Origin of the sequence: Geodermatophilus poikilotrophus (genome assembly GCF_900111455.1) — a bacterium.
Lineage (GTDB): Bacteria > Actinomycetota > Actinomycetes > Mycobacteriales > Geodermatophilaceae > Geodermatophilus > Geodermatophilus poikilotrophus.
The window spans coordinates 695,203-719,585 of the sequence record NZ_FOIE01000001.1 but is presented as its reverse complement, the minus strand read 5'-3'; the positions used below and the strand labels follow the sequence as shown (position 1 = coordinate 719,585).

25 protein-coding genes are annotated in these 24,383 nt (G+C 75.4%); 11 read left to right on the top strand and 14 right to left on the bottom strand.

The window, feature by feature from the left end; genetic code table 11:
• The first annotated feature begins 65 nt into the window (after positions 1 to 65).
• Entirely contained in the window at positions 66 to 1,499 is a 1,434-nt protein-coding gene (locus BMW27_RS03265; RefSeq protein ID WP_091438983.1) for an ATP-binding protein, read from the top strand.
• Between the two features lie 63 nt (positions 1,500 to 1,562).
• Here the strand turns inward: BMW27_RS03265 and BMW27_RS03260 are convergent, their stop codons facing one another.
• Complete coding sequence (locus BMW27_RS03260) at positions 1,563 to 2,633, bottom strand: methyltransferase domain-containing protein (RefSeq protein WP_091438979.1); 1,071 nt, start codon at positions 2,631 to 2,633, stop codon at positions 1,563 to 1,565.
• Positions 2,634 to 2,794: 161 nt separating this feature from the next.
• On the opposite strand from BMW27_RS03260, the gene BMW27_RS03255 reads away from it, so the two are divergent.
• Positions 2,795 to 4,315 carry an MFS transporter gene (locus BMW27_RS03255; RefSeq protein WP_091438976.1) on the top strand — a complete coding sequence of 507 codons (1,521 nt, stop codon included), beginning with the start codon at positions 2,795 to 2,797 and terminating at the stop codon, positions 4,313 to 4,315.
• A gap of 60 nt (positions 4,316 to 4,375) precedes the next feature.
• On the opposite strand, the gene BMW27_RS03250 is transcribed toward BMW27_RS03255, so the two are convergent.
• The gene (locus tag BMW27_RS03250) at positions 4,376 to 5,818 is read right to left on the bottom strand and encodes a cation:dicarboxylate symporter family transporter (RefSeq protein WP_091438973.1); all 1,443 of its coding nucleotides are present in this window, start codon (positions 5,816 to 5,818) and stop codon (positions 4,376 to 4,378) included.
• Between the two features lie 169 nt (positions 5,819 to 5,987).
• Here BMW27_RS03250 and BMW27_RS03245 point away from each other — a divergent pair, with 169 nt between their 5' ends.
• Together BMW27_RS03245 and BMW27_RS03240 are read left to right on the top strand one after the other, a co-directional pair.
• Positions 5,988 to 7,616, top strand: coding sequence for a sensor histidine kinase (locus BMW27_RS03245; protein ID WP_091438970.1), 1,629 nt, complete (start codon positions 5,988 to 5,990; stop codon positions 7,614 to 7,616).
• Entirely contained in the window at positions 7,613 to 8,299 is a 687-nt protein-coding gene (locus tag BMW27_RS03240) for a response regulator (RefSeq protein WP_245743271.1), read from the top strand. Before BMW27_RS03245 ends, BMW27_RS03240 begins: the two co-directional genes overlap by 4 nt.
• Before the next feature lie 248 nt (positions 8,300 to 8,547).
• Here BMW27_RS03240 and BMW27_RS03235 read toward each other — a convergent pair whose 3' ends face one another.
• The 3 genes from BMW27_RS03235 to BMW27_RS03225 form a co-directional block, all read right to left on the bottom strand.
• Positions 8,548 to 9,000 (bottom strand): VanZ family protein, encoded by a 453-nt coding sequence (locus BMW27_RS03235; protein ID WP_091438968.1) that lies wholly within the window; start codon positions 8,998 to 9,000, stop codon positions 8,548 to 8,550.
• 228 nt (positions 9,001 to 9,228) lie between these two features.
• Positions 9,229 to 10,089 carry an alpha/beta fold hydrolase gene (locus tag BMW27_RS03230; RefSeq protein ID WP_091438966.1) on the bottom strand — a complete coding sequence of 287 codons (861 nt, stop codon included), beginning with the start codon at positions 10,087 to 10,089 and terminating at the stop codon, positions 9,229 to 9,231.
• A 14-nt stretch (positions 10,090 to 10,103) separates the two neighbouring features.
• Positions 10,104 to 10,511, bottom strand: a complete 408-nt coding sequence (locus tag BMW27_RS03225) for a hypothetical protein (protein ID WP_091438965.1) — start codon at positions 10,509 to 10,511, stop codon at positions 10,104 to 10,106.
• Positions 10,512 to 10,677: 166 nt separating this feature from the next.
• Between BMW27_RS03225 and BMW27_RS03220 the strand changes: the two genes are divergently transcribed.
• The gene (locus BMW27_RS03220; protein WP_091438962.1) at positions 10,678 to 11,643 is read left to right on the top strand and encodes a LysR family transcriptional regulator; all 966 of its coding nucleotides are present in this window, start codon (positions 10,678 to 10,680) and stop codon (positions 11,641 to 11,643) included.
• 149 nt (positions 11,644 to 11,792) lie between these two features.
• Here BMW27_RS03220 and BMW27_RS03215 read toward each other — a convergent pair whose 3' ends face one another.
• Both BMW27_RS03215 and BMW27_RS03210 read right to left on the bottom strand, forming a co-directional pair.
• Positions 11,793 to 13,421 (bottom strand): MDR family MFS transporter, encoded by a 1,629-nt coding sequence (locus BMW27_RS03215; protein ID WP_245743270.1) that lies wholly within the window; start codon positions 13,419 to 13,421, stop codon positions 11,793 to 11,795.
• A 13-nt stretch (positions 13,422 to 13,434) separates the two neighbouring features.
• Positions 13,435 to 14,037 carry a TetR/AcrR family transcriptional regulator gene (locus BMW27_RS03210; protein ID WP_217638022.1) on the bottom strand — a complete coding sequence of 201 codons (603 nt, stop codon included), beginning with the start codon at positions 14,035 to 14,037 and terminating at the stop codon, positions 13,435 to 13,437.
• 122 nt (positions 14,038 to 14,159) lie between these two features.
• Here BMW27_RS03210 and BMW27_RS23645 point away from each other — a divergent pair, with 122 nt between their 5' ends.
• A complete protein-coding gene (locus BMW27_RS23645) occupies positions 14,160 to 14,321 on the top strand; it encodes a nuclear transport factor 2 family protein (RefSeq protein ID WP_091438956.1) in 162 nt (53 codons plus the stop codon).
• A 51-nt stretch (positions 14,322 to 14,372) separates the two neighbouring features.
• Here BMW27_RS23645 and BMW27_RS03200 read toward each other — a convergent pair whose 3' ends face one another.
• Positions 14,373 to 15,548 (bottom strand): LLM class flavin-dependent oxidoreductase, encoded by a 1,176-nt coding sequence (locus BMW27_RS03200; protein WP_091438953.1) that lies wholly within the window; start codon positions 15,546 to 15,548, stop codon positions 14,373 to 14,375.
• A 91-nt stretch (positions 15,549 to 15,639) separates the two neighbouring features.
• On the opposite strand from BMW27_RS03200, the gene BMW27_RS03195 reads away from it, so the two are divergent.
• On the top strand, positions 15,640 to 16,164 hold the full coding sequence (locus BMW27_RS03195; RefSeq protein WP_091438949.1) for a gamma carbonic anhydrase family protein: 525 nt from the start codon (positions 15,640 to 15,642) through the stop codon (positions 16,162 to 16,164).
• 7 nt (positions 16,165 to 16,171) lie between these two features.
• Complete coding sequence (locus tag BMW27_RS03190) at positions 16,172 to 17,086, top strand: ribonuclease Z (protein ID WP_091438945.1); 915 nt, start codon at positions 16,172 to 16,174, stop codon at positions 17,084 to 17,086.
• Here BMW27_RS03190 and BMW27_RS03185 read toward each other — a convergent pair.
• On the bottom strand, positions 17,083 to 18,711 hold the full coding sequence (locus BMW27_RS03185; RefSeq protein ID WP_091438943.1) for a SigE family RNA polymerase sigma factor: 1,629 nt from the start codon (positions 18,709 to 18,711) through the stop codon (positions 17,083 to 17,085). The genes BMW27_RS03190 and BMW27_RS03185 overlap by 4 nt on opposite strands.
• 39 nt (positions 18,712 to 18,750) lie before the next feature.
• Between BMW27_RS03185 and mug the strand changes: the two genes are divergently transcribed.
• Positions 18,751 to 19,260: a G/U mismatch-specific DNA glycosylase gene (gene mug, locus BMW27_RS03180; RefSeq protein WP_175486329.1), complete on the top strand. Its 510-nt coding sequence runs from the start codon at positions 18,751 to 18,753 to the stop codon at positions 19,258 to 19,260.
• 9 nt (positions 19,261 to 19,269) lie between these two features.
• Here the strand turns inward: mug and BMW27_RS23210 are convergent, their stop codons facing one another.
• Positions 19,270 to 19,410 carry a hypothetical protein gene (locus BMW27_RS23210; RefSeq protein WP_175486328.1) on the bottom strand — a complete coding sequence of 47 codons (141 nt, stop codon included), beginning with the start codon at positions 19,408 to 19,410 and terminating at the stop codon, positions 19,270 to 19,272.
• A gap of 18 nt (positions 19,411 to 19,428) precedes the next feature.
• The gene (locus BMW27_RS03175; protein WP_091438941.1) at positions 19,429 to 19,923 is read right to left on the bottom strand and encodes a GNAT family N-acetyltransferase; all 495 of its coding nucleotides are present in this window, start codon (positions 19,921 to 19,923) and stop codon (positions 19,429 to 19,431) included.
• 82 nt (positions 19,924 to 20,005) lie between these two features.
• Here BMW27_RS03175 and BMW27_RS03170 point away from each other — a divergent pair, with 82 nt between their 5' ends.
• Positions 20,006 to 20,464 carry a winged helix-turn-helix transcriptional regulator gene (locus tag BMW27_RS03170; RefSeq protein ID WP_091438939.1) on the top strand — a complete coding sequence of 153 codons (459 nt, stop codon included), beginning with the start codon at positions 20,006 to 20,008 and terminating at the stop codon, positions 20,462 to 20,464.
• 15 nt (positions 20,465 to 20,479) lie between these two features.
• On the opposite strand, the gene BMW27_RS03165 is transcribed toward BMW27_RS03170, so the two are convergent.
• Together BMW27_RS03165 and BMW27_RS03160 are read right to left on the bottom strand one after the other, a co-directional pair.
• Positions 20,480 to 20,800, bottom strand: coding sequence for an AzlD domain-containing protein (locus tag BMW27_RS03165; RefSeq protein WP_091438938.1), 321 nt, complete (start codon positions 20,798 to 20,800; stop codon positions 20,480 to 20,482).
• On the bottom strand, positions 20,797 to 21,477 hold the full coding sequence (locus BMW27_RS03160) for an AzlC family ABC transporter permease (protein ID WP_091438936.1): 681 nt from the start codon (positions 21,475 to 21,477) through the stop codon (positions 20,797 to 20,799). The genes BMW27_RS03165 and BMW27_RS03160 overlap by 4 nt, the downstream gene beginning before the upstream one ends.
• A gap of 465 nt (positions 21,478 to 21,942) precedes the next feature.
• On the opposite strand from BMW27_RS03160, the gene BMW27_RS03155 reads away from it, so the two are divergent.
• Positions 21,943 to 23,319 (top strand): FAD-dependent oxidoreductase, encoded by a 1,377-nt coding sequence (locus BMW27_RS03155; protein ID WP_175486326.1) that lies wholly within the window; start codon positions 21,943 to 21,945, stop codon positions 23,317 to 23,319.
• A gap of 108 nt (positions 23,320 to 23,427) precedes the next feature.
• On the opposite strand, the gene BMW27_RS24540 is transcribed toward BMW27_RS03155, so the two are convergent.
• The gene (locus BMW27_RS24540; RefSeq protein WP_091438932.1) at positions 23,428 to 24,348 is read right to left on the bottom strand and encodes a cold-shock protein; all 921 of its coding nucleotides are present in this window, start codon (positions 24,346 to 24,348) and stop codon (positions 23,428 to 23,430) included.
• Positions 24,349 to 24,383: the final 35 nt, after the last annotated feature.

Below are 24,383 nucleotides of genomic sequence, written 5' to 3'. Positions count from 1 at the left end.
GCGAGGGCATCCGGGGGCAGGACACGACTCGGAGCGAGTCCGACGAGCGCCGGCGAGGAGGGGTCGTGACGACGGCGGCCGAGCGGCTGTCGGCTGCCGAGCTGCGCGAGCTGTTCCTCTTCACCGACCTGGACGAGGGGCAGCTGGCCTGGGTCGCCGACCACGGCGCCGTCGTCGCCCACCCGGCCGGCGCCGAGGTCTCGGTCGAGGGGGAGCCGGCCCGGTGCTTCTCGGTCCTCCTCGAGGGGACGCTGAGCATGTCCCGCCGGGTCGGCGGCAGCGAGGTCGAGACCGTGCGGACGTCGCACCGCGGCGTGTACTCCGGTGCGGTGCAGTTCTACGTCGGCGAGCGGGTCGACCAGCGCTACCCGGCGACGGTCCGCGCGGTGACCGACTGCCGCTTCCTCGAGCTGCCCGCGACCGAGTTCGCCGCGCAGTTCCGGCGCTGGTACCCGATGGCCGTGCACCTGCTGGAGGGCATGTTCATCGGTCAGCGGAACTCCGCCGAGCTGGTCGGGCAGCGGGAGCGGCTGCTGGCCCTCGGCAAGCTGACCGCCGGGCTCACCCACGAGCTCAACAACCCGGCCGCCGCGGCGTCGCGGGCCGCCGCGGCGCTGCGCGAGCGGTTCGCCGGGATGCGGCACAAGCTGGCCCTGCTGTCGGAGGGCCGGCTCGACGGCGCGGTGCTGCGGTCGCTGACCGGGCTGCAGGAGGAGCTGGTGGCCCGGGTCGGCAGCGCCCCGGAGCCCACCGCGCTCGAGCGCGCCGACCGGGAGGACGAGCTCGGCGACTGGCTCGACGAGCGGGACGTCGGCGGTGCTTACGAGCTCGCCGGCGTCTTCGTCGGCGCCGGGCTCGGGCCCGCGGACCTGGAGCGGGTCGTCGACACCGTCGAGCCCGCCGCCCTGGAGCCCGCCCTGCGTTGGCTGGCCTATGCCGTGGAGACCGAGTCGCTGCTCGCCGAGATCGCCGACAGCACCGGCCGCATCTCCGGCCTGGTCGAGGCCGCCCGCCAGTACTCGCAGCTCGACCGCGCCCCGCACCAGCCCACCGACCTGCACGCCGGGCTCGACGCCACGCTGGTCATGCTCAGTGCCAAGACCCCGTCCGGTGTGCGGGTGGTCAAGGACTACGACCGGACGCTGCCGCCGGTGCCCGGCTACCCGGGGGAGCTCAACCAGGTGTGGACGAACCTGGTCGTCAACGCGCTGGACGCGATGGCCGGCGAGGGGACGCTCACCCTGCGCACCGCCCGGGACGGCGACTGCGCCCTGGTCGAGGTCGCCGACACCGGCCCGGGCATCCCCGAGGAGCTGCGGCAACGGGTGTTCGAGCCGTTCTTCACGACCAAGCCGGTCGGCCAGGGCACCGGTCTGGGCCTCGACGTCTCCTACCGCGTCGTCGTCACCCGGCACGGCGGCGACCTGCGGGTGCGCTCCCGCCCGGGGGACACCCGCTTCCAGGTGCGCCTCCCGCTGCAGGAGTCCACACCTTCGTAGTCGATCACGGGGTTGCCGCACCGGGACACGCCGTCGCGCGGTGGGGGGCAGAGGGTCCTCTGCTCAGCGCGGGGTGCGGGCCACGTAGACGGAGTTGAACGGGTCGTCGGGCACCTCGTGCACGGCCACGTCGACGAAGCCGGCCTCGTCGAGCATCCGGCGGGCCAGCTGCTCGCCCCACACCGTGCCGAGGCCGGCGCCGCCCTGGGCCAGGGAGACGGTCATGCAGTGCAGCGTGCTGACGGCGTACAGCCAGGGCGCCATCGGGTTGCCGACGTTGTCCTCGAGGGCGGAGGCCGCCTTGATGTCCACCATCACGAACCACCCGCCCGGCTCCAGCGCCGCGCGGACCCGCGACAGGACACCGGCCGGGTCGGCCTGGTCGTGGATCGCGTCGAAGGCGAACACGGCGGTCGACGGCGGCTCGCCGGGCAGCCGGGCGACGTCGAGCACCTCGAAGGACACGTTGGTCAGTCCCCACTCGGCCGCCTCCGCGCGGGCCTGGTCGATCGCGTCGCCGGCCAGGTCGTAGCCGGTGAACGACGACCGCGGGTACGCCCGGGCCATCAGGTTCAGCGCGTGGCCGGTGCCGCAGCCGATCTCGACGGCCCGCACGCCCTCGGTCAGCCGGGCGGGCAGCTCGCCGGTGAGCGGCAGGATGCCGTCGAGCAGCTGACCGTCCATGACCCCGCGCGAGACGCCGTCCATGACGTTGGTGAAGTCCGGGCGGTAGGCCTCGTAGGGCACACCCCCGCCGGTCCGGAACACCTCGGCGACACCGGGGACGTGGGTGGCGAGCAGGGTGACGAACCGGCTGATCGGGGCCATGTTCATCGACCCCGGGCCGGTCAGCAGCACGGCGTGCTCCGCCGGGAGGGTGTACTGCCGGGTGCCGGCGTCGTACTCGACGACCCCGGCCGTGACCAACGACCCCAGGCACTCGCGGACGTAGCGCTCGGCCAGGCCGGCCCGCGCGGCCAGCTCCTCGCTGGTGCCGGGACCGGTGGCGAGGGCGTCGAGCAGCCCGGTCCGCGAGGCCAGGTCGATCATCAGGGCCACCATGCCGCCGACGTAGGCGCCGACGAGTTGCTCGCCGAAGGCGGCCACCCGGGTCTCGTCGAGTGACGTGGTCATCGTGCACCTCCGTAGTCGTCGGGATGGCCACGCTAGGAGCGCGCGAGCGGGCGCGGCCAGGGCCGGAGGCCCCGCCCTGCGGCTCCGGCGGACCGGGCGGACCATCGGGGGGACGGCGGGCGCGCACCGGGCGCCGCCGCTGCAGACCCCCGGAGGCGCCCGTGACGGCCCGGCCCGACCTCGACCGGACGGCCCGGACCGCGGGGGACCCCGGCGGTGAGGAGGAGTACCGGCCGGACCCGCGGCGCTGGCGGGCGCTGTCGGTCACCCTCGTCGCCGGCTTCATGAGCCTGCTCGACGTCAGCATCGTGTCGGTGGCGCTGCCGACGCTGCAGCGCGACCTCGGCGCCTCCGCGGCGTCGGTCCAGTGGGTGGTCTCCGGCTACGCGCTCACCTTCGCGCTGATGCTCGTGCCGGCCGGCCGGCTGGGTGACGCCCTCGGCCGGCGGCGGATGTTCCTCGTCGGGCTGGCCGGCTTCGTGCTGTGCAGCGCGGCGGCCGGTGCGGCGCCGTCCGTGGGTCTGCTCATCGCCGCGCGGCTGGCGCAGGGCCTGGCTGCCGGGGTCCTCGCGCCGCAGAACTCCGGGCTGATCCAGCAGCTGTTCCGCGGCGGCGAGCGGGGCCGGGCGTTCGGCCTGTTCGGCGCGGTCGTCGGGGTGTCCACCGCGGTCGGCCCGATCGTCGGCGGGCTGCTGCTGCAGGTGGCCGACTGGCGGTGGATCTTCTACGTCAACGTGCCGATCGGCGTCGTCGCGTTCGTCCTCGCCTGGCGGCTGCTGCCCCGCAGCGGGGCGGGCGGGCGCGGGCACATCGACGTCGGCGGGGTGCTGCTGCTGGGCGCCGGGGCGCTGGCCCTGCTGCTCCCGCTGGTGCAGGCGGAGGCCGGCGGCCTGTCCCGGCTGTGGTGGCTCTTCCCGGTCGGGGTGCTGCTGGTGGGCGGCTTCGTCGCCTGGGAGCGGCGGGTGGTCCGCCGCGGCGGGGAGCCGGTGTTCGACCCGCGGCTGGTCACCGAGACCCGCGGCTACGGCCTCGGGGCGGCGCTGGGCACCGTCTACTTCGTCGGCTTCAGCGGCATCTGGCTGGTCTTCGCGCTGTTCTTCCAGACCGGCCTGGGGCTCACCCCGCTGCAGTCGGGCCTGGCGGTCACGCCGTTCGCGCTGGGCTCGGCGACCGCGGCGGTGGTGGCCGGGCGGCTGGTCGAGCGCGTCGGGCGGCTGCTGACCGTCATCGGCCTGGTCGGGGTGCTGACCGGCCTGGGCGCGACGGTCGCCGTCCTGCTGCTCGTGCCGGCCGACGCCGTCCCCTGGGCGGTGGCCCCCGCGCTGCTGGTGGGCGGGCTCGGCGGCGGTTTCGTCATCTCGCCGAACATCACCATGACGCTGCGCGACGTCCCGGTGCGGATGGCCGGCGCGGCCGGGGGCGGGCTGCAGACCGCGCAGCGCTTCGGCGCGGTCATCGGGACGGCGGCGCTGCCCGGCCTGTTCTACGTCGTCCTCGGCGCCACCGCCCAGGACTACCCGGCGGCCGCGGCCGCCGGCCTGGCCGTCGCCCTCGCCGGGATCGCCGCGGCCCTCGTGCTCGCCGTCGTCGACCTGCGCCGCACCCGGCGGCAGGACCGGGCGGACGCGGCCGAGTACGGCCACGACGCCGTCCACGGGCACGGGCACGCCGCCCACTCCTGACGCGACGAGGGCGCCCGGTCCTGGACAGGACCGGGCGCCCCCGGGGGAACGCGGTGCGGGTCAGCGCACCGAGGACTCCGCCAGCTTGGCCTGCGCGTCACCGGCGTCGCGCTGGCCAGGACCGGCGTTGGTCGCGTCGGCGGGGAGGTTGTCGTCGCTTGAGCCCCCGCCGTGGCCGTCGTCGTCGAGCATGGTCTCCTCGTCGAAGGGCCGGTCACCGGCGAGCACGGCGTCGAGCTGCTCGCGGTCGAGCTCCTTGGTCCAGGTCGCGATCAGGACGGTGGCGATCGCGTTGCCCGCGAAGTTGGTCACCGCCCGCGCCTCGGACATGAACCGGTCGATGCCGACGATCAGGCCGACGCCGTCCAGCAGGTCCGGACGGTGGGCCGAGAGCCCGCCGGCCAGCGTGGCCAGGCCGGCGCCGGTCACCCCGGCGGCCCCCTTCGAGGCGATGATCATGAAGGCCAGCAGCCCGATCTGCTCACCGATCGACAGCGGGTCGCCCAGCGCCTCGGCGATGAACAGCGAGGCCATCGTCAGGTAGATGGCGGTGCCGTCGAGGTTGAAGGAGTACCCGGTGGGGACGACGATGCCCGCGACCGGCTGGCTGACGCCGGCGTGCTCCATCTTGGCGATGAGCCGCGGCAGCGCGGTCTCCGACGACGAGGTGGAGACGATCAGCAGGAACTCGCGCCCCAGGTACTTGAGCAGCGAGAAGACGTTGATCTTCGCGACCAGCCGCAGCAGCAGCCCCAGGACGATGAACACGAACAGCGCGCAGGTGGCGTAGAAGCCGAGCATGATCACGGCCAGGCTCTTCAGCGCGTCGATCCCGGTCTCGCCGACGACGGCGGCGATGGCGCCGAAGGCACCGATCGGTGCGACCCACATGATCATCGCGAGGATGCGGAACACGAGCCGCTGGAAGTGGCCGATGCCGCGCAGGAGCGGCTCGCCGGCGCGGCCCATGGCCTGGATGGCGAAACCGGTGAGCAGGGCCACCAGCAGCGCCTGCAGGACCGAGCCCTCGGTCAGCGCCGACACCAGCGTGGTCGGGATCAGCCCGAGGATGAAGTCGGTGGTGCCGCCGGACTCCTCGGCCGTGCCGGCCAGCTGCGCGCCCTCGCCGCGCAGCTCCTCGGACAGCTGCAGTCCGTCGCCGGGGCTCAGGATGTTGCCGACGACCAGGCCGATCGCCAGGGCGATGGTCGACATGAGGATGAAGTAGCCCAGCGCCAGCCCGCCGATCCGGCCGACCTTGGCCGCCTGCCGGATGGCGCCGATGCCCAGCACGATCGTGCAGAAGATGACCGGCGCGATCAGCATCTTGATCAGGCCGACGAACGCGGTGCCGAGCCACTTGAGCGACACGGCGAACTCGGGGAAGGCGAAGCCGACCGCGATGCCGGCGAGCACCGCGCCGATGACGGCGATGTACAGCCAGTGGGTGCGATCCCGCTTCTTGGTGGCCGGTGGTTGCCCGGCCGCAGTGCCTGACGCCATGACTGCTCCTGGGGGTAGGCCCGCGGCGGGAGGCCTGCGGGGTGTGCCGTGCGTGTGTCCGCGGGGGCGGCGTACATCACAGTGCGGTGCCCGGTGACCAGGGTCACGCATTCGTTCATTGCGTGCACGCGGGACCCGGCGTGGATCGCTCCCGGGCACACTCGCGGGCGTGACGCTCGCTGCCTTCCTCGGTCACCGCCGTCGGGGAGACGCCAGCCTGGCCCGGCGGTTGCTGCTGCTCCAGGCGCTGGTCATGGCGGTGGTCGTCCTGACGGCCATGGCGGTGGCCTACCTCGACGCGCGCCAGGCGGTCCGGGCCGCCGCCGAGGAGGAGACGACGGCGATCGTGGAGAGCATCGCCGACTCACCGCTGGTCGTCGACGCGGTGACCGGCCCCGATCCGACCGCGGTCCTGCAGCCCTACGTCGAGGCGGTCCGCGCCGACACCGGGACGTCGTTCATCACCGTCCTGGCCCCCGACCGGACCCGGTACACCCACCCCGACCCCGGCGAGATCGGCCGGCCGTTCCTCGGCAGCATCGCGCCGGCCCTGGACGGGGAGACGTTCACCGAGACCTACACCGGCACCCTCGGCCCGTCGGTGCGCGCGACCGGCCCGGTCGTCGACGTCGACGGCGACGTGGTGGCCGTGGTCTCCGCCGGCGTCACCGTCGAGGTCATCGGGGAGGACCTCGCCGCCGCCGTCCCCGGCATCGTCGGGACGGCGGCCGCGACCCTCGCCGTCGGCGGGCTGGGCAGCTGGGCGCTGTCCCGGCGGCTGCGGCGGCAGACCCACGGGCTGTCCCCGGCGCAGCTGGCGCGGATGGTCGACTACCACCACGCCGTCCTGCACGCGGTCCGGGAGGGGCTGCTCCTGGTGGACGACGGGCAGCGGGTGCAGCTGGTCAACGACGAGGCGCGGCGGCTGCTCGGGCTGGCCGACGACCCCACCGGCCGGCACGTCGGCGAGCTGGGCCTGCCGCCGGAGCTGACCGCGGCGCTCGCCCAGCAGCGCACCGCCGTCGACGAGGTGCACGTGACCGGCACCCGCGTGCTGGTGGTCAACCAGGCCCCGCCGCGGCCGGAGGGTCGCTCGGCCGGCGCCGTGGTGACCCTGCGCGACCACACCGAGCTGCAGGCGCTGACCGGCGAGCTGGACAGCGTGCGCTCCTTCGCCGAGTCGCTGCGCGCCCAGGCGCACGAGGCGGCCAACCGGCTGCACACGACCGTGTCGCTGGTCGAGCTCGGCCGCACCCAGGAGGCGATCGACTTCGCGACCGCCCAGCTGGCCTCGGCCCAGCAGCTCACCGACCGGGTGGTCGACGCCGTCGGCGACCCGGTGCTGTCCGCGCTGCTGCTGGGCAAGGCCGCCACCGCGCACGAGCGCGGCGTGCTGCTGGAGGTGGACCCGGCGACGGCGGTGGGCGACACCGGCATCCCCGGCGGCGACCTGGTGACGATCGTCGGCAACCTGCTCGACAACGCCATCGACGCGGCGCTGGCCGGCGAGCCGCCGCGGGAGGTGCAGTTCGCCGCGGAGGTCGACGGCGGGCGGCTGGAGATCCGGGTCGAGGACACCGGCCCCGGGGTGCGGGAGGAGGACGTGCCGCGGCTGTTCGAGCGCGGCTGGAGCACCAAGGAGACGACCGCTGCGCCCACCGGCCTCGGTCGCGGGCTGGGGCTGGCGCTGGCCGCCCAGGCCGTGGCCCGGCACGGCGGCACGCTGACTGTGCGGCCCGGCCCCGGTGCGCTGTTCACCGTCACGCTGCCCGTCGGGGTGCCGGCGGTGTCCCGGTGACCCGGGTCCCCGCGATCCGGGTGCTGGTCGTGGAGGACGAGCCGGTCGCCGCCGAGGCCCACCGCGCGTACGTCGACCGGACGCCGGGCTTCACCACCGCGGCGGTCGCCGGCACCGGGGCCGCGGCCCTCGACGCGCTGGCCCGGCAGCCGGTCGACCTGGTGCTGCTGGACATGAACCTGCCCGACGGGCACGGCATCGACCTGTGCCGGCGGATCCGCGGCGCCGGCGCGCAGGTCGACGTCCTCGCCGTCACCTCCGCCCGCGAGCTGGCCACGGTGCGGGCCGCCGCCGCGCACGGCGTCGTCGGCTACCTGCTCAAGCCGTTCACCTACCCGGCGCTGCGCGACCGCCTGGCCGCCTACGCCGAGTACCGCGAGCGGCTGCACGCCGGTGGGGACGCCGCCGGGCAGGACGACGTCGACCGCGTGCTCGGCGGTGTGCGGTCCACCCGCCCGGCGCCGCTGCCCAAGGGGATGGGCCGGGAGACCCTCGACGCCGTCGTCGCCGCCGTCCGCTCCGCCGGCGAGGGGCTGTCGGCCGCGGAGACCGCGGAGCTGATCGGTGCCTCGCGGATCACCGCCCGGCGCTACCTGGAGTACCTCGCCGACACCGGGCTGGTCGATCGGGCGCCGCGCTACGGCGGCGCGGGCCGCCCGGAGCTGGAGTACCGCTGGCGCTGAGCCGCGTCGGCTCGGCCGGGGAGACCGGTGGCCCCGCCCGGTGCCGCGGGCCCGCTCCGTGTCCCTGAACGACCCACTGCGGAGCACCCGGGTCGAGGCGGCCGGAGGCGCTCAGCAGGCGTTCCGCCCGTGGGTGTGCTGGGCTCGTCCCAGCCCGCTGACCGCGCCCGGGGGCGGCCGTGGGTCAGGCCTCGCGCGTGGAGCACCCCGCACGCGGGGCCGCCTCACGTCGAGCAGCGACGGTCCCCTCACCGCAGGGCGGGCCCTCCGCCGAGCCGGGCGATCCGCCCCTGACTCGACCGGCCGGTGGCCAGCGCGACCACCAGCCCGGCCGCCAGCGCGCCGGCGGCGTTGAGCGCGGCGTCGACCGGGGAGACCACGCGGCCCAGCGGCAGGGCCCACTGCAGCAGCTCGATGCCGGCGCCGGCGGCGACCGCGAGCGCGGCCAGCCGCGTCGGGGTGCCCAGCCGTGGCCGGCGCAGCACCGCCAGGACGGCGAGCGGGACCAGCAGCGCCAGGTTGCCGACGAGCTGCAGCACCGTCGCCTCCGAGCCCAGCCCGGTCGCGTACCAGCGCAGCTCGGTGAGCGGGGCACCCCACACCCAGCCGGCGCCCCCGGCCGGGGTGAGGGTCAGCCACGCCACCGCGAGAGCGGCGAGCAGCAGGGCGGCGTCCAGTCCTCCGCGGTGGTCGGCGGCCATGACCCCACGGTGCCCGGCCGGCCCGGCACGGTCCTGCGAGCAGCCTGGACGACGGCTGGGAGCGGGTCCGGCCGCGGGAGTGTGCGGTCGTGGTGGTTCCCGCACCCGCTGAGCGGCCGATGACCGCACGACGGTCACCGGCCGCGCCACCGCGCGCCCGGCTCGGTGCGGCGGAGCACCAGGCTCCTGAGCCGGTGGGCAGGTGACTGCCCACCGGCTCAGGGGGGATCAGCCGGACTTCGCTTTCACGTCCTGCAGCGCCTGGAGTCCCTGGAGGAGGTAGCGGCGGAAGGTGGCGTGGTTCTCGCTCATCGGGAAGTGCCCGATCTCGGGCATGGCGATGAACGCGCCGTTCTTGATCTCGCCCGCCGTGCGGGCGCTGTCCTCGGGCGTCGTGAGGTAGTCGTACTCCCCGGTGAGCATGACCACCGGGCAGCGGTCGCCGTCGATCTCGCCGAGCCGGCCCCGCAGGTCGTGGTCCACCGAGTAGAAGTGCAGGTCGCCCTTGAACGCCTCGGACCCCTGCGAGTAGTAGAACCAGGTCTTCCATCGGTCGGCCTCGGGGGACTGCGGCGCCATCAGGTCCCAGACCCCGCTCGCGCACACCTGTGCGGCGTTGGCGTGCGGGTGCTGCCACCAGTCGAGGTAGAAGCCCGGGGAGTAGTCGGCCCCCTCGACCGAGAGGACTCCGGCGAACCGGTCCGGGTGGCGGAGGGCCAGCTGCAACGCGACGTTCCCGCCGAACGAGGAGCCCATGAAGATCGGGTCCTCGAGCTCCAGCGCGTCGCAGAGGGCGACGATGAAGTTGACGTAGTGGTCGGCGGTGAGCTTGTACTCCTCCTTCCACCACTCGGCGTTCTCCGGCGGGTCCGACTTGCCGTGGCGGGGCAGGTCGTAGGCGATGACGCGGTAGTCCGCGGTGATCTCGTCGTCCTCCAGCAGGCCGCGCCACTGGTGGTTGTGGCAGCCGGCGGTGTGCTGGCAGACCAGCGGCTGGCCGGTGCCGTTCTCGAGGTAGAAGACCTTGTACTCGAGGCCGTCGACCTCGAGCGTCACGTAGTGGCCGGTGACGGGGGAGATCCTGCTCATGGCTGTCTTCCTCCTCAGACGGGGGCGCCGACGACGCGCAGCAGCTCGATCTGGCGGGTGATGCACCGCAGGTTCTGCATGAGGACGAGCACCTTGCCCTCCAGGCGCATGTCCCGCTGGAACGTGGCCGCCCAGATCCCGTGGTACATGGGGGCCGGCACGGGCTCGCCGAAACCGCGCCACGTCTCCGCGCTGGCCCGGATGGCGAAGTCGTAGGCCACGTCGAGCGGACCGGGGTCCACCGCGACGTTCACCACCCGGCCGGACTGCACCTCCACCACGTAGCTGCGCTCGGTGGCGTCGAGCAGGTACGAACAGGTGAAGTACTTGCCGTGGGCCTGGATCTCCGGGTCGGTGTTGCTGGCCTCGGCGAACGCGTCGGCCCACGCCTGGGCGGACGGCGCGCGGGTCGCAGCGGTCATCGGCGTGCTCCTCTCCGAGCAGGTGGGACGTGTGGGCCGCGGGGTCGTGCCGGCGGCCGGTGCCATCAGATCCGTGTGATCCGGCTCACGTCCAATACCTGTCGGCCACCGATCGATAGGCCAGGGGCATTGGTGTGACGGCTGCCACCGCTCCTAGGGTGGGTCCGTGACGGACGCTCCTGAACTCCGCGTCCTCCGCTACTTCGTCGCTGTCGCCGAGGAGCTCCACTTCGGCCGGGCCGCGGCGCGACTGCACATCAGCCAACCCTCGCTCAGCGTGCAGATCCGCAAGCTCGAGCACACCCTCGGGGCGCAGCTGCTGGAACGGACGAGCCGGCGCGTGGAGCTGACCCCGGCCGGCGTGGTGCTGCTCGAGGAGGCGCACCGCCTGCTGGTCGGCGTCGAGCGCCTGACCGCCGCCACCCGCCGGGCGGCCGCCGACGGCGGCGGGGGGAGCCTGGTCGTCGGCTTCCAGGCCAACGCCGCGGCGGAGCTCACCCCCAGGATCCTGGCGGCGTTCCAGGCCCGCTGTCCCCGGGTGCAGCTGGAGATGCGCTCGCACGACTTCGCCGACCCCTACGTCGGTCTGTCCACCGGCAGCGTCGACGTGGCGTTCATCCGCCCGCCGGTCCTGGTGCAGAGCTGGCTGTCGATGGAGACCCTGTTCGTCGAACCGCGGGTGCTGGTGACCTCGAGCGAGTCGCCCCTGGCCACGCGCGACCGCGTCTCGGTGGAGGACGTCGTCGACCAGCCCTTCGTCGGCCGGCGGGCACCGGAGTACTGGCGGGACTTCTGGCTCGCCGTCGACAGCCGGGGTCCGCACACGGTCCGGCTCGGCGCCGAGGTCGCCAGCGTGGACGAGTGCTTCGAGGCGATCCTGTCCCGTCGGGGTGTCGCCTTCACCCAGGCCTCCACCCAGCGCTACTACGACCGCCCCGGGCTGGCGTTCGTCCCGGTGGCGGGGCTGCCGCCGTCCCCGGTCGCGATCGCCTGGCGCAACGACATGGAGGCCCAGCCGGTCCGGGACTTCGTCGACACCGCCCGGGCGCTCGCCTCGCTCGACCTCGTCCCGTCGGCCACCCCGGCGGTCGGTACGCCGCTGGCCGCCACCATCGCCGCCGTCGCCCGCTGACCCGGCGCCGCCGGCACCTCGGGCCCTGAGCCCGGTGCGCAGTCCGGGTCGCCCGCCGCGGCGTGTCCGTGCGCGTCGGCGACCGCAACTGCCCACTCGGCGGGCCGGTCCGGTGCTCGGCGCGCAGGGGTCGCCCTCGGCCGGCGGGGTCAGCGCACCGGGGTGGCCTCGCGCTCCTCGTCGTCCCTGCGGTCGACGTCGTCCCCGGCCACCGCCTCGCCGCGGGCGACCATGCCGGCGACGTCGGACAGCGGGATCTCCCTGAGGAACAGCGCCAGCAGCAGGGCGACGGCGAAGGCCGGCAGCAGGTAGCCGAACACCGGGGCCAGCGCGCCGGCGTAGGCGTCGACGATCGCCGTCCGCAGCGGCTCGCCGGCCGCCTCCACCGCCTGCGGGACCAGGCTGTCCGGCGAGGTGATGCCGGCCGCGGCCGCCTGCTGGGCGTTGCCGGTCAGCGCGCCGGTGAGGTTCTCGGCGAGCCGGTTGGTGAAGACCGTGCCGAAGACGGCGACGCCCAGCGTGGCGCCGACCTCGCGGAAGTAGTTGTTGGTGGCGGTGGCCGCCCCGAGGTCCCGCGGGGAGACCGCGTTCTGCGCCACCAGGACGACGACCTGCATGACCAGGCCGAGGCCGAGGCCCATGACGAACAGCATCGTGCAGATGGTGACCAGCGAGGTGCCACCGGACAGCGTGGTCATCCAGAGCATCGCCGCGGCGATGACCAGCACACCGGCGATCGGGAAGGCCTTGTAGCGGCCGGTCCTCGTCGTCGCGATGCCCGAGCCGATGGCGGTGACGAACAGGCCGGCCATCATCGGCAGCATGAGCAGGCCGGAGCCGGCCGCCGAGGTGCCCGAGGCCATCTGCAGGAACGTGGGCATGAAGGCGATGGCCGAGAACATGCCCAGGCCGATGGCGGCGCCCAGCGCCGTGGCGACCACGAAGGTCGGGTTGCGGAACAGCGACAGCGGGATGATCGGCTGCGCGGCGCGCTGCTCGACCAGCACGAAGGCCAGCACCGACACGGCGAAGGCCGCCATCAGGCCGAGGGTCCAGCCGTCGGTCCAGCCGCGGTCGCCGCCGGAGTCGGTGGCGAACACCAGCGAGGTGGTCGCGGCCGACAGGGCGACGATGCCGGCGTAGTCGACCGGCTCGGTGTTGCGCTTGCGCGGGAGGGTGAGGGCGAACCAGCCGATGACCAGCGCGGCGATGCCGACCGGGACGTTGATCCAGAAGCACCACTGCCAGCCGAGGCTCGCGTGGTCGGTGAAGAAGCCGCCGACCAGCGGGCCGGCGACGGCGGCCAGGCCGAAGACGGCGCCCAGCGGGCCGAGGTACTTGCCGCGCTCCCGGGCGGGGACGACGTCGGCGATGATCGCCTGCGACAGGATCATCAGCCCGCCGCCGCCGAGGCCCTGCACCCCGCGCCAGATGACGAACCAGGTGAAGTCGGTCGACAGGGCCGCGCCGACGCTGGCGGCGGTGAACAGCGCGATCGCGACGAGGAACAGGTTCCGGCGTCCCCACAGGTCGCCGAACTTCCCGTAGATCGGCATGACCAGCGTGCTGGCCAGCAGGTAGGCCGTCGTCACCCAGGCCATGTGCGAGACGCCGCCGAGGTCGCCGACGATCGTGGGCATCGCCGTCGAGACGATGGTCTGGTCGAGGCTGGCGACCAGCATCCCGGCGATCAGCGCCGAGAACACCAGGTTGATCCGGCGCCGGGTGAGGACGAACAGCGGTGCATCGTCCGTCGCGGTCGGGGTGGGGGCGTGCACAGGGCTCCTCGGGTCAGTGGGGGAGGGCGGCCAGGCCGCGGGCGAGGACATCCCACGCCTCGTCGACGAGGCGGGGCAGCGAGTCGGTGAAGTCGCCGGTCAGCCAGCGGTGCAGAGCGGTGCGCATCACCGCGCCGCTGGTCAGCGCCAGCAGCGTGGGCAGGGTGTCGCTGTCGACGTCGGTGCCGGTGCGCTCGGCGACGGCGCCGGCCAGCGCGCGGTCGGCCTCGCCGAAGTGGGTGACGAGCCGGCCGACGAGGTCGGGGTTGGCCTCGATGACCTGCAGCCGCAGCGGCCACAGCTCGGTCTCGCGCGCCATCTCCCCGGCCTGCTCGCGCTGGACGGCGCGCAGTGCCGCGACGGCCGACTCGTCCGCGGGCCGGTCGGCGAGCGCCTGCGCCGTCCGCCGCAGCCCCTCGGGGTCGAGCCCCAGGACCGCGTCGTCCTTGGTGGCGAAGTAGTTGAAGAAGGTGCGCGGCGAGACGTCGGCGCGGGCGGCGATGTCGTCGACGGAGACGCCGTCCAGGCCGCGCTCGGCCACCAGCCGCAACGCGGCCTCGTGGAGCGCGGACCGGGTGGCGGCCTTCTTGCGCTCGCGGAGTCCGGAGGAGGTCACTCGGCCATGGTCGGCCTTTTCTTGCAGACCGTGCAACTTTGCGCGCCGTGCAGGACGTGTCGCCTCGGCCACACCGATCGGCACGCCGATGAGCCGGCGCACCGACCGCGGTCTCCACCGGCATGAGCGACGACAGGTCCGTCGTCCGCGACCTGGTGCTGCGGTGGGCGGCGGCCGAGCCGGCCGAGCACCCCGGGCACCGGCTCCGGATCACCCTCGGCCTGCGCCGCGACGGCGGCCGGTGGCGCGTCGCGCACGAGCACCACTCCTTCCCGCTGCGGTGACAGCGGCCGGCCGCCGCCCCGACCACCGGGGCGGCGGCCAGCCCGCGGAGGTCAGCCGCCGGCCTTCTCCTGCTCGTACCGCTCGGTCATCGTGGCGACGGCCTGCATCTGCTGGGCGGCGTAGTCCTCACGCTTGCCCATCGCGTACTCCTTGGCGTCCAGCGTCTGCTGGGCGTGGGAGACCTCGCCGCCCTGGAAGTGCGGCACGACGTGCTGGGCGATGAGCTCCCACGAGCGCTTGGTGGCCTGCGGGTTCGCCCACTCGTGGCCGAGCAGCAGCATGCAGCCGAAGCCGCCGGACTGGTCCCACAGCCGCTGCACCTGCGCGCGGGCGTCCTCCACCGTGCCGATGGCCCCGATCCCGGCCTCGTTGATGAAGTCGATCATCTCCTTGGCGTCGCCGCCCTCGACGGCCATCTGCGGGAAGGCGGCCGTCTTCTGGAAGTAGCGGAACCAGGTCTCGATGCCGTGCTGCACGTCGGCGTAGGCCTGCTCGCGGGTCTCGGCGACGTGCATGAGCCCGACCAGCCGCCAGTCGCGGCGGGACACCGTCTGACCGAAGTGCTCGGCGCGCTCCTGGACGACGTTCCAGTGGTGGGCCAGGGCGTCGAAGCCCTCCTTGGTGAGCGTGGCGCCGATGGAGAGCAGCCCGATGCCGTGCCGCCCGGCCATCCGCGGTCCGGTGGGGGAGGCGACCGCGGCGACGGCGACCTCGAAGCGCGGCTGGGTGTAGGGGCGCAGGTGCAGGCGGGCGTTGACCAGGTCGTGCGTACGGGTCTTCTGCGTCACCGTCTCACCGCGCAGCAGCCGCATGATGATGTCGAGGTCGACCTCGAGCAGCTCGCGGGTGTCGGTCGGGTTGAGGCCCAGCATCATCGAGTCGGTGGGCAGCGAGCCGGGGCCGCAGCCGAGCATCGCCCGGCCCCGCGTGAGGTGGTCGAGCAGCACCATGCGCTCGGCCACCCACAGCGGGTTGTGGTAGGCGATCGAGGTGACGCCGGTGCCGAGCTTGATGTGCTTGGTCCGCTCCGCCGCGGCGGCGATGAAGATCTCCGGCGAGGCGATGATCTCGGTGCCCGCGGAGTGGTGCTCGCCGATCCAGGCCTCGTCGTACCCGAGCCGGTCCAGGTGCTCGACCAGCTCCAGGTCCCGCTGCAGGGCCAGCGTGGGGTTCTCCCCGGCGGGGTGGAAGGGAGCGAGGAAGGTGCCGAAGCGGAGCCGGTCCATGGGTCCTCCAGCAGGGTCGGGCGACGGACGCCGAACGTAACGCGGACCACACCCGGGAGGGAGGGGCTGGACCGGCCCCTACGCTCCGCCCGTGCCGCTGTTCTCCTTCGAAGGCCGTGCCCCCTCCGTCTCCCCGGAGGCGTGGATCGCCCCGACCGCCACGCTCGTGGGCGACGTCGTCGTCGAGGCCGGGGCGTCGGTCTGGTACGGCGCGGTGCTGCGCGCGGACTTCGGCCGCATCGTCGTGCGGGCCGGCGCCAACGTGCAGGACAACTCGGTGCTGCACGGTGGCGCGGACCCGGAGACCGAGATCGGGCCGGGCGCGACCGTCGGCCACCAGTGCGTCGTCCACGGCGCGGTGGTGGGCGCCGAGGCGCTGATCGGCAACGGCAGCACCGTGCAGGACGGCGCCCGCATCGGCACCCGGGCGCTCGTCGGCGCGCACAGCCTGGTGCCGCCGCGGGCGGTGGTCCCCGACGGGGTGCTGGCGCTCGGCGCCCCGGCGACGGTGCGGGGCCCGCTCAGCGAGGGGGCCGCGGTCTGGGTCGACGGCAACCCGGCGATCTACCGCGAGCTGGCCCGGCGGCACGCGGCGGGCGTCGAGCAGGTCGGCTGAGCCGGCGGTGGCCGTGCGCGAGCTCGTCGTCCTCGGCACCGCCAGCCAGGCGCCCACCCGCACCCGCAACCACAACGGCTACCTGCTGCGCTGGGACGGCGAGGGGTTCCTGTTCGACCCGGGTGAGGGCACCCAGCGGCAGCTGCTGCTCGCCGGCGTGCCGAGCAGCGCGGTCACCCACCTGTGCATCTCCCACTTCCACGGCGACCACTGCCTGGGCGTGCCGGGCGTGGTGCAGCGGATGTCGCTGGACCGGGTCGCGCACCCGGTGTCCGCGCACTTCCCGGCATCCGGGCGGGAGTACTTCGGCCGGCTGCGCGCCGCGTCGGTGTTCCACGACGTCCTCGACCTGCGCGAGGAGCCGCTGGCCGTCGACGGGCCGGTGGCCGCGGGGCCGTCGTGGACGTTGGAGGCCCGGCGGCTGGACCACCTCGTCGAGGCGTTCGGCTACCGGCTGGTCGAGCCCGACGGCCGCCGGATGCTCCCCGAGGCGCTGGCCCGGGCCGGGGTGGCCGGGCCGGACGTCGGTCGGCTGCAGCGGGCGGGGTCGCTGGACGTCGGCGGGCGGACCGTGCGGCTGGAGGAGGTGAGCGCCCACCGGCCGGGGCAGCGGGTGGCCTTCGTGATGGACACCCGGCTGTGCGACGCGGTCCCCGCGCTGGCCGACGGGGCCGATCTGCTCGTCATCGAGTCGACGTTCCTCGAGGAGGACGCCGCGCTGGCCCGTGAGTACGGGCACCTGACCGCGCGGCAGGCGGCGACGGTGGCCGCCGAGTGCGGGGTGCGGCGGCTGGTGCTCACCCACTTCTCGCAGCGCTACCCCGACCCGTCCCGCTTCCGGGACGAGGCGGCGGAGGTGTTCGACGGCGACCTGGTGGTGGCGGCGGACCTGATGACCGTGCCGGTGCCGCGCCGGGCCTAGCGGACCTCGCCGGAGCCGTAGTCCCCGAACGGCTCGGTGGCGATCGCGCTGACCGGCACCTCGGTGAGCGCCCGCCCGGCGGCGTCGAGGGTGCGCACGTCCCGCGCCCCGGTCGGGAGGAGGGCGACCCCGCCGCCGTCGGGCAGCGGGACGGTCGCGAGCAGGCCGCCGTGCTCGTCGAGGACGGCGGCGGCCGCGGCGGGGGCGGGCGCGGTGACGACCAGCCAGCGGCCGGCGTCCGAGGGTTCGCTCTCGGGCGAGGAGAGGTCGCACACCCGCGCCACCACGAGCCCGGCGACGTCCGTCGTCCCCGGCGGGGTGTGCACGCCGCAGGGCACGGTGCGGCCGGCGCCGGTGGCGCCGAGCTGGCCGGCCCACGTGGTGACGACCAGCCCGCCGCCGGGGCTGCGGCCGACGACGACGGCGGCGCTGCCCGGCACCTCGGGCATCGGCAGGGTGCCCGCCCAGAGCAGCTGCGGCTGCAGGTCGGCGGGCTCGGCGCCCAGCGGGACGGCGATGTCGGTCAGCGCCTCGGTGACCAGCCGCTCGGCGGGGCGGGCGGACGCCGGGCGCAGCGGCTCCAGCGGCGGGACCTCCGCGGGACCGGCCGGGAGGCCGGGCGCGGCTCCGGTGGGGAGGGAGGGGGCGGTGACGCCGGCGCGGTACACCGGCTGCCCGTCGCGCAGCACGCGGACGCTGGTGCCGGCTCCGGCGGTCGTGGTCCGGACCCCGGTGACCGCGAGGCCGCCGTCGGCCGGGACCGGCTCGTAGCTGCGGTCGACCGTGCCGCGCGGGCCGACCTGCAGCCGCGGGGAGACCTCGACCTCGTCGCCGGGGGCGGTGACGACGACGAGGGTCGCCGGGCCGGGGCCGCCGACCAGCAGCGACGCCGGCCGGTACGGGCCGAGGTCCTGGGGGACGGAGCGGGTGAGCTGCTCGGGCGGTGCGCCCACCGGGCCGGTGAGCCAGACGCCGCGGACGTCCTCGTCGACCGTGCCGGCGAGCAGGACGACGCGGCCGTCGGGGGTGTCGGTGGCGAGGACGACGCGGCGCTCCTCGACCGGCGGCGGGGTCAGCGGGCCCCAGTCGGCGCGGCGGGCGGCCTCGACGAACGCGGTGTCCCCGGCGAGCGTGCCGCGGGTGGGCTCGGTCAGCACCGGGACGTCGGCGGCCGGCTGCGGGGCGCCCCCGGCGTCGCGCGGCTCCGGACCCGGCTGCGGGACCACCAGGGCGGCCACCGCCACGGTGGCGGCGGCCGCGGCGGCGAGCCCGGCGGTGCGGACCCGGCGCTGCCGGCGGGCGCGGCCGAGGGCGTCGGTGGCGGCCGCGTCGGCGTCCAGCCGCCAGTGCGCGGGCGGAGGGGGCGCCGGTGGTCGTCGGTCGTCGAGCGACTCGAGGACCTGTCCGCCGTCCTCCCCCGTGGCCGCGTCGTGCAGCGCGTCGGCGGCGGTCGTCGCGGGGTCGGCGCCGCGTCGTCCCCAGTGCAGCCGGGTGCGGGCCAGCGCGCGCTGGACGGCGTCCTCGGCCCGGTCCGGGTCGCCGGTCAGCCGGAGGGCCTCGGCGAGGAGGCCGTCGCGCTCGGCGGCGACGAAGCGGCGGAAGGCCGCGTCGGCGCCCTCGGTCATGCCGGCCAGTGTGCGCCGTCCCCGGCTACCCTCGCCGCCGTGCCGGGCAAGCCGCTGCGCGACGTCATCGCCCCCGGCCTCGACGTCCTCTTCTGCGGGATCAACCCGTCGCTGACGTCGGCCGAGCGCGGGCACCACTTCGCCCGGCCGGGCAACCGCTTCTGGCCGGCGCTGCACCGGGCGGGCCTCACCCCGCGGCTGATGCGGCCCGAGGAGGACATGGACCTGCTGCAGTACGGCCTCGGCGTGACCAACGTGGTGGACCGGCCCACCCGGACCGCAGCCGAGCTCTCCCCCGAGGAGCTGCGGGCCGGAGCCGGAGCCCTGGGCGAGCTGGTCGCGCGCTACCGGCCGCGGGTGCTCGCCGTCCTCGGCATCACGGCCTACCGGCTCGGCTTCGACCGGCCGCGCGCGGGCACCGGGCTGCAGCCCGAGCGGGTCGGCGGCGCGGCGACCTGGGTGGTGCCCAACCCGAGCGGGCTGAACGCCCACCACCAGCTGCCCGACCTCGCCCGCCTCTACGGGCAGCTGCGGCCGCCGGCCGGCTGACCGCGGCTGTCAGCGGCGGGTGGCGAGGGCGCGCAGCTCGTGCGCGGACTCGACGGTCGGGGCCCGGGCGAGCAGCCGCTCGAAGGCGCGCTCCTCGCGCAGGCGGGCGCGGGTGCGGCGGTGCGCGGCGAAGCTGGTGCGCAGGGACATGGTGCTTCCTCTCGCAGGTCAGGCGGCGACCGGTGCGGCAGCACCGGGCACCGGGCTCTGCACGGCGTAGACGCCGTGCCGGGAGGTGAGGACGGCGCCGGGCAGCAGCCGCCGGACCAGCCCGACCACCCGGTCGTTGTCGGCCTGGACGTCGGCGGTGAGGCTGCGGACGCCGCGACGGGCGGCCAGCTGGGTGAGCTCGCCGAGCAGCTGCCGGCCGACGCCGACGCCCTGCCAGGCGTCCTCGACGACCACGGCGACGTCAGCGGTCCCGGGGTCGGCGGGGGAGCGGTCGTAGCGGGCCACCCCGACCACCTCCCCGCCGACGACGGCGACCAGCGCCTCGCGCAGGTCGTGGTCGACCTCGACCAGCCGGTGTGCGTCCGCCGGCGGGGAGCGCAGCGGCGCGTGGAAGCGCCGGTAGACCGTCTCGGGGGAGAGGCGGTCCCACAGCCGGCAGAAGAGCGGGCCGTCGTCCGGCCGCACCGGCCTGGTCGTCACGGGCAGATCCATCCCGGCCTCCCTGGGTTCGTTGAGCGAACTCTGCTCCTCCCGAGGTAGTTCGTCAAGTGAACCCAGCCGCTATGCTGGTGTCGTGAGCGAGGCTCCCTGGGACCGGTCGCGCTGCTCCGTCGCGGGCACGCTGGCCGTCATCGGCGAGAAGTGGAGCCTGCTCGTGCTGCGGGAGGCGTTCCTCGGCGTGCGCCGGTTCGCCGACTTCCAGCGGGTGCTCGGCGCGCCCCGGGCCGTGCTCACCGACCGGCTCGCCACGCTCGTGGACCAGGGTGTCCTGCGGCGGGTCCCGTACCAGGCGCCGGGGGAGCGGCAGCGGCACGAGTACCGGCTGACGCAGAAGGGCATCGACCTGCACCCGGTCCTGGTCGCCCTCATGGCGTGGGGGGACAGGTACCTGGCCGAGGACGGCGACGTCCCCCTCGAGCTGCGGCACCGCGGCTGCGAGGAGCCGGTGCACCTGGCCCTGGTCTGCGACGCCGGCCACGAGCTCTCCGGGGCCCGCGACGTCCGGCCGGTGCCCCGGGGCGCTCGGGCCTGAGCCGGGCCGCTCGGCTCAGTCCACGCCGAGGGCGCGCAGGCCGGCGGTGACCGCGGCGGCGCCCAGGACGACGACGAGCAGGTGCGCCCGCCGCCACAGCAGCAGGCCGGCGGTGGCCACGCCGGCGGTGTCGGCGCCGACGCGCAGCGCGGTGCCGTCCGCCAGCGCGGAGGTGACGACGAGCGCGGCCAGCAGCGCCGAGGACAGCAGGACGACGACCCGCACGGCGGGCGCGGGGAGCTCCCGCCCGCCGGTCGCGGCCGGGCCGGCTCCACGGGTGAGTGCGGTCGTCAGCACGCACAGGCCGATGAGCAGCCACCAGCTCGACGGGTTCACCGCGGCCTCCGCAGCCCGACGAGGGCCACGGCGCCGGCGGCCAGGACCGGCAGGCCCGGCGGGGCGACCGGCACGAGGGCGAGCGCGACCCCGCCGCCGGCCAGGGCCACGCCGAGTCGCAGCCGGTCGCTGACCTCCGCCGCGAGGAGTGCGAGGAAGAACGCCGGGAAGACGGCGTCCAGGCCGAGGGCGCGGGTGTCGAGCACCGGCACGAAGACCCCGACGACCGTGCCGGCCACCCAGGGGACGTACTGCGCCGCGGAGTGGCCGAAGAGGTACTCGCGGTCGTACCGGCCGTCGCCGCGGGCGGCCATCGCCCAGGACGCGTCCACCGTCGCCTGGCCCTCCAGCGCCCGGCGCAGCCGGCTGCCGCGCAACGAGGGCCCGAGCGCGAAGCCCATCGGCAGGAACCGGGAGCTGACCAGGGTGGCGGCCCCGACCGCCGCCCCGACGCCCCCGCCGGAGCCGACGATGCCCAGCGCGGCGAGCTGCCCCGAGCCCGAGTAGACGAGCGCCGACATCACGATCGCGGCGACCTCGGGCATCCCGGCGTCGGTGGCCACCACCCCGAAGGACACCGCCAGCACGAACGCCGCGGCGCCGTACGGAGCGCCGTCGCGCAGCCCGTCCCGCCAGCTCCTGCCCTGCCCCGCAGCACCGTCTCCGCCGCCCACCACGTCGCCGTCCTCCCCGCTCCGGTCCGCCGGGCCCTCGTGCGGACGACGGCGTCGGGACGACCCTGCCAGGACCCCCTGCCGCGTGGCGGAGCAGGGACGGAGGGACCGCCGGGCACACCAGCGACCGGAACGGCCGTCCGCTGACCGCGGCGGCCGGCAGCGGCTCTCGCGGGGCGGCCCGCAGCCCGGGTCCGCCGGGCACGCCGGCGAGCCGCTGCCCGGCGACGACCGCGCCGGGGAGCCTCAGACCGGCTGGGGGCCGGACGGCGGCGGCGCCGAGGGGTCGGTGGGACCCGGCACGGGGAACGGGGCGGGCTCCGGCGGCGGGACGGGGTCCACGGGCGACGGCGTCGGCGACGGCGGCTGTGGACCGGGAGGTGGCGGGACGGTCATGGACCGACGCTAGTGCCGGGGCGCCGCACCGTGGACCGGCGGACGCGCACCGGGTCCCCTAGCGTCCGGGACGTGGGCAGACGCGTGGTCGTGATCGGTGGGGACGCCGCGGGCGGCAGCGCCGCGGCGCAGGCGAAGAAGCGGCGTCCCGACCTGGACGTCGTGGTGTTCGAGCGGGGCCGGGCGACGTCGTACTCGGCGTGCGGCATCCCGTTCTGGATCAGCGGCACCGTCGAGCGTGAGGCCGACCTGGTCGCCCGCACGCCCGAGCAGCACCGCGCGATGGGCATCGACGTCCGGATGCGGACCGAGGTCGTCGGCATCGACCTGGACCGCCGCGTCGTCTCCTGGCGGGACCTCGCCGGCGGGGACGGCGGCGTCGAGCCGTTCGACGACCTCGTGTACGCCACCGGCAGCGTCCCGATGCGGCCGCCGGTGCCCGGCATCGACTCGACCGGCGTCCACGGCGTGCAGACACTCGACGACGGCGCGGCGCTGAGGGCCGCGCTCGACGGCGGGGACGTGCGGCGCGTGGTCGTCGTCGGTGGCGGTTACATCGGCCTGGAGATCGCCGAGGCCTGCCGGATCCGCGGGCTCGACGTGACCGTCGTCGACATGTCCGCGACCCCGGTCGGCACCTTCGACCCCGACGTCGGCGAGTTCATCGCCGAGGCCGTGCGCAAGGAGGACATCGAACTGGTCCTCTCCGACGCCGTCGCGGCGATCGAGACCGACGCCGGCGGCCGGGCCCGCGCGGTGGTGACCGCCAGCGGCCGGAAGCTGCCCGCCGACCTGGTGGTGCTCGGCCTGGGCGTGCGCCCGGCGGTCCGGCTCGCCGAGGAGGCCGGCATCCCGCTCGGCGTCTCCGGCGGCATCGCCGTCGACGCGGGGATGCGCACCCAGGTGGAGGGGGTCTGGGCGGCCGGCGACTGCGTCGAGTCGGTGCACCGGCTCTCCGGCCAGCGGGTCGTCGTCGCCCTGGGCACGCACGCCAACAAGCAGGGCCGGGTGGCGGGCATCAACATCGGCGGCGGTTACGCCACCTTCCCCGGTGTCATCGGCACCGCGATCACCCGCATCTGCGAGCTGGAGGCCGCCCGCACCGGGCTGTCCACCGCCGAGGCCGAGGCGGCCGGATACCAGTTCGTCACCGCCGTCGTCGACTCGACGACCAAGGCCGGCTACTTCCCGGGCGCGCAGCCGATCCGGCTGAAGATGATCGCCGAGCGGCGCAGCGGCCGGCTCCTCGGCGCGCAGGTCGTCGGCCGGGAGGCGGCGGCCAAGCGCGTCGACGCCCTCGCCATCTGCATCTGGAACGAGATGGGCGTCGACGAGATCCTCTCGCTCGACCTCTCCTACGCCCCGCCGTTCTCACCGGTCTGGGACCCGGTGCTCATCGCCGCGCGCAAGGCCTTCGAGGCCGTGGAGGCCGACGTCCGGCAGCTGTGACAGGCCGGCCCGCCGGCGCCGCACCCCGGAGGGCGCGGCGCCGGCGCGCAGGCCCCGTCCAGGGCACCGCCCCGAGCTTGCCAGGGGTGGGGAGGACGGGGTCCTTCTTCAAGCCGGGTCGACCCGGTCGGCCTGCCGGCCGCGCTGGCCCTCGCTGGCCTCGAACTCGACCCGCTGGCCCTCGTCGAGGCTGCGGAAGCCACCGCGGTCGGAGATGGCCGAGAAGTGCACGAACACGTCCGGGCCGCCGTCGTCGGGCTCGATGAACCCGAAGCCCTTCTCGGCGTTGAACCACTTCACCGTGCCGTTGGCCCGGCCACCGCCCGAGGGACGGCGACCTGCGCCGCCGCCGCCGCGCCCGGCGTCCCGGCCACCGTCGCGGTACCCCCCGCCGTCCCGGTCGCGGTACCCGCCGGAGTCGCGGTCGCGGTACCCGCCCCGCGGGCCGGCGTCCCGGGAGCCGCCCCCGCCGCGCTCGGCGGACCGCACGTCCTCGGCCTGCGGCCCGCGCTGGCCCTGGGTGACGTCGAACTCGACCCGCTGGCCCTCGTCGAGGCTCCGGTAGCCGCCGCTGTCGGCGATCTGCGAGAAGTGCACGAAGACGTCCGGGCCGTCCTCGTCGGGCTGGATGAACCCGAAGCCCTTGTCGTTGTCGAACCAGGTGACCGTGCCGGTGCTGCGCCCGGCCCGCGACGAGGACCGGCCGCGGTCGCTGTCGCGTCCACGGCCCCGGTCGTCGTCCCGCCCGCGACCCCGATCGCGGTCGTCGCGCCCGCGGTCACGCTCCTGGCCGTACCCGGCGTCCTGGCGTCGCGGGGCGCCGCCGACCGGCCGCACCGAGTCCGCCTGCAGCCCGCGCTGGCCCTGGCTGGCCTCGAACTCCACCTGCTGGCCCTCGTCGAGGGTCCGGAACCCGCCCTCGTCGGCGATCGCGGAGAAGTGGACGAAGACGTCCTGCCCTCCGTCGTCGGGTGCGATGAACCCGAACCCCTTCTCGGCGTTGAACCACTTCACCGTGCCCTGCGGCATCCAACTGCTCCTGCACTGCTCGTCGCCGGCGAGCC

Bases quoted from the DNA above. Each gene is read 5' to 3' on its own strand.
- BMW27_RS03260 (WP_091438979.1), bottom strand. From the start codon at position 2,633: ATGACCACGTCACTCGACGAGACCCGGGTGGCCGCCTTCGGCGAGCAA.
- BMW27_RS03225 (WP_091438965.1), bottom strand. From the start codon at position 10,511: ATGACCGCTGCGACCCGCGCGCCGTCCGCCCAGGCGTGGGCCGACGCG.
- BMW27_RS24540 (WP_091438932.1), bottom strand. From the start codon at position 24,348: ATGCCGCAGGGCACGGTGAAGTGGTTCAACGCCGAGAAGGGGTTCGGG.
- BMW27_RS03235 (WP_091438968.1), bottom strand. From the start codon at position 9,000: ATGGCCGCCGACCACCGCGGAGGACTGGACGCCGCCCTGCTGCTCGCC.
- BMW27_RS03175 (WP_091438941.1), bottom strand. From the start codon at position 19,923: ATGGATCTGCCCGTGACGACCAGGCCGGTGCGGCCGGACGACGGCCCG.
- BMW27_RS23210 (WP_175486328.1), bottom strand. From the start codon at position 19,410: ATGTCCCTGCGCACCAGCTTCGCCGCGCACCGCCGCACCCGCGCCCGC.
- BMW27_RS03230 (WP_091438966.1), bottom strand. From the start codon at position 10,089: ATGAGCAGGATCTCCCCCGTCACCGGCCACTACGTGACGCTCGAGGTC.
- BMW27_RS23645 (WP_091438956.1), top strand. From the start codon at position 14,160: ATGAGCGACGACAGGTCCGTCGTCCGCGACCTGGTGCTGCGGTGGGCG.
- BMW27_RS03185 (WP_091438943.1), bottom strand. From the start codon at position 18,711: ATGACCGAGGGCGCCGACGCGGCCTTCCGCCGCTTCGTCGCCGCCGAG.
- BMW27_RS03200 (WP_091438953.1), bottom strand. From the start codon at position 15,548: ATGGACCGGCTCCGCTTCGGCACCTTCCTCGCTCCCTTCCACCCCGCC.
- BMW27_RS03250 (WP_091438973.1), bottom strand. From the start codon at position 5,818: ATGGCGTCAGGCACTGCGGCCGGGCAACCACCGGCCACCAAGAAGCGG.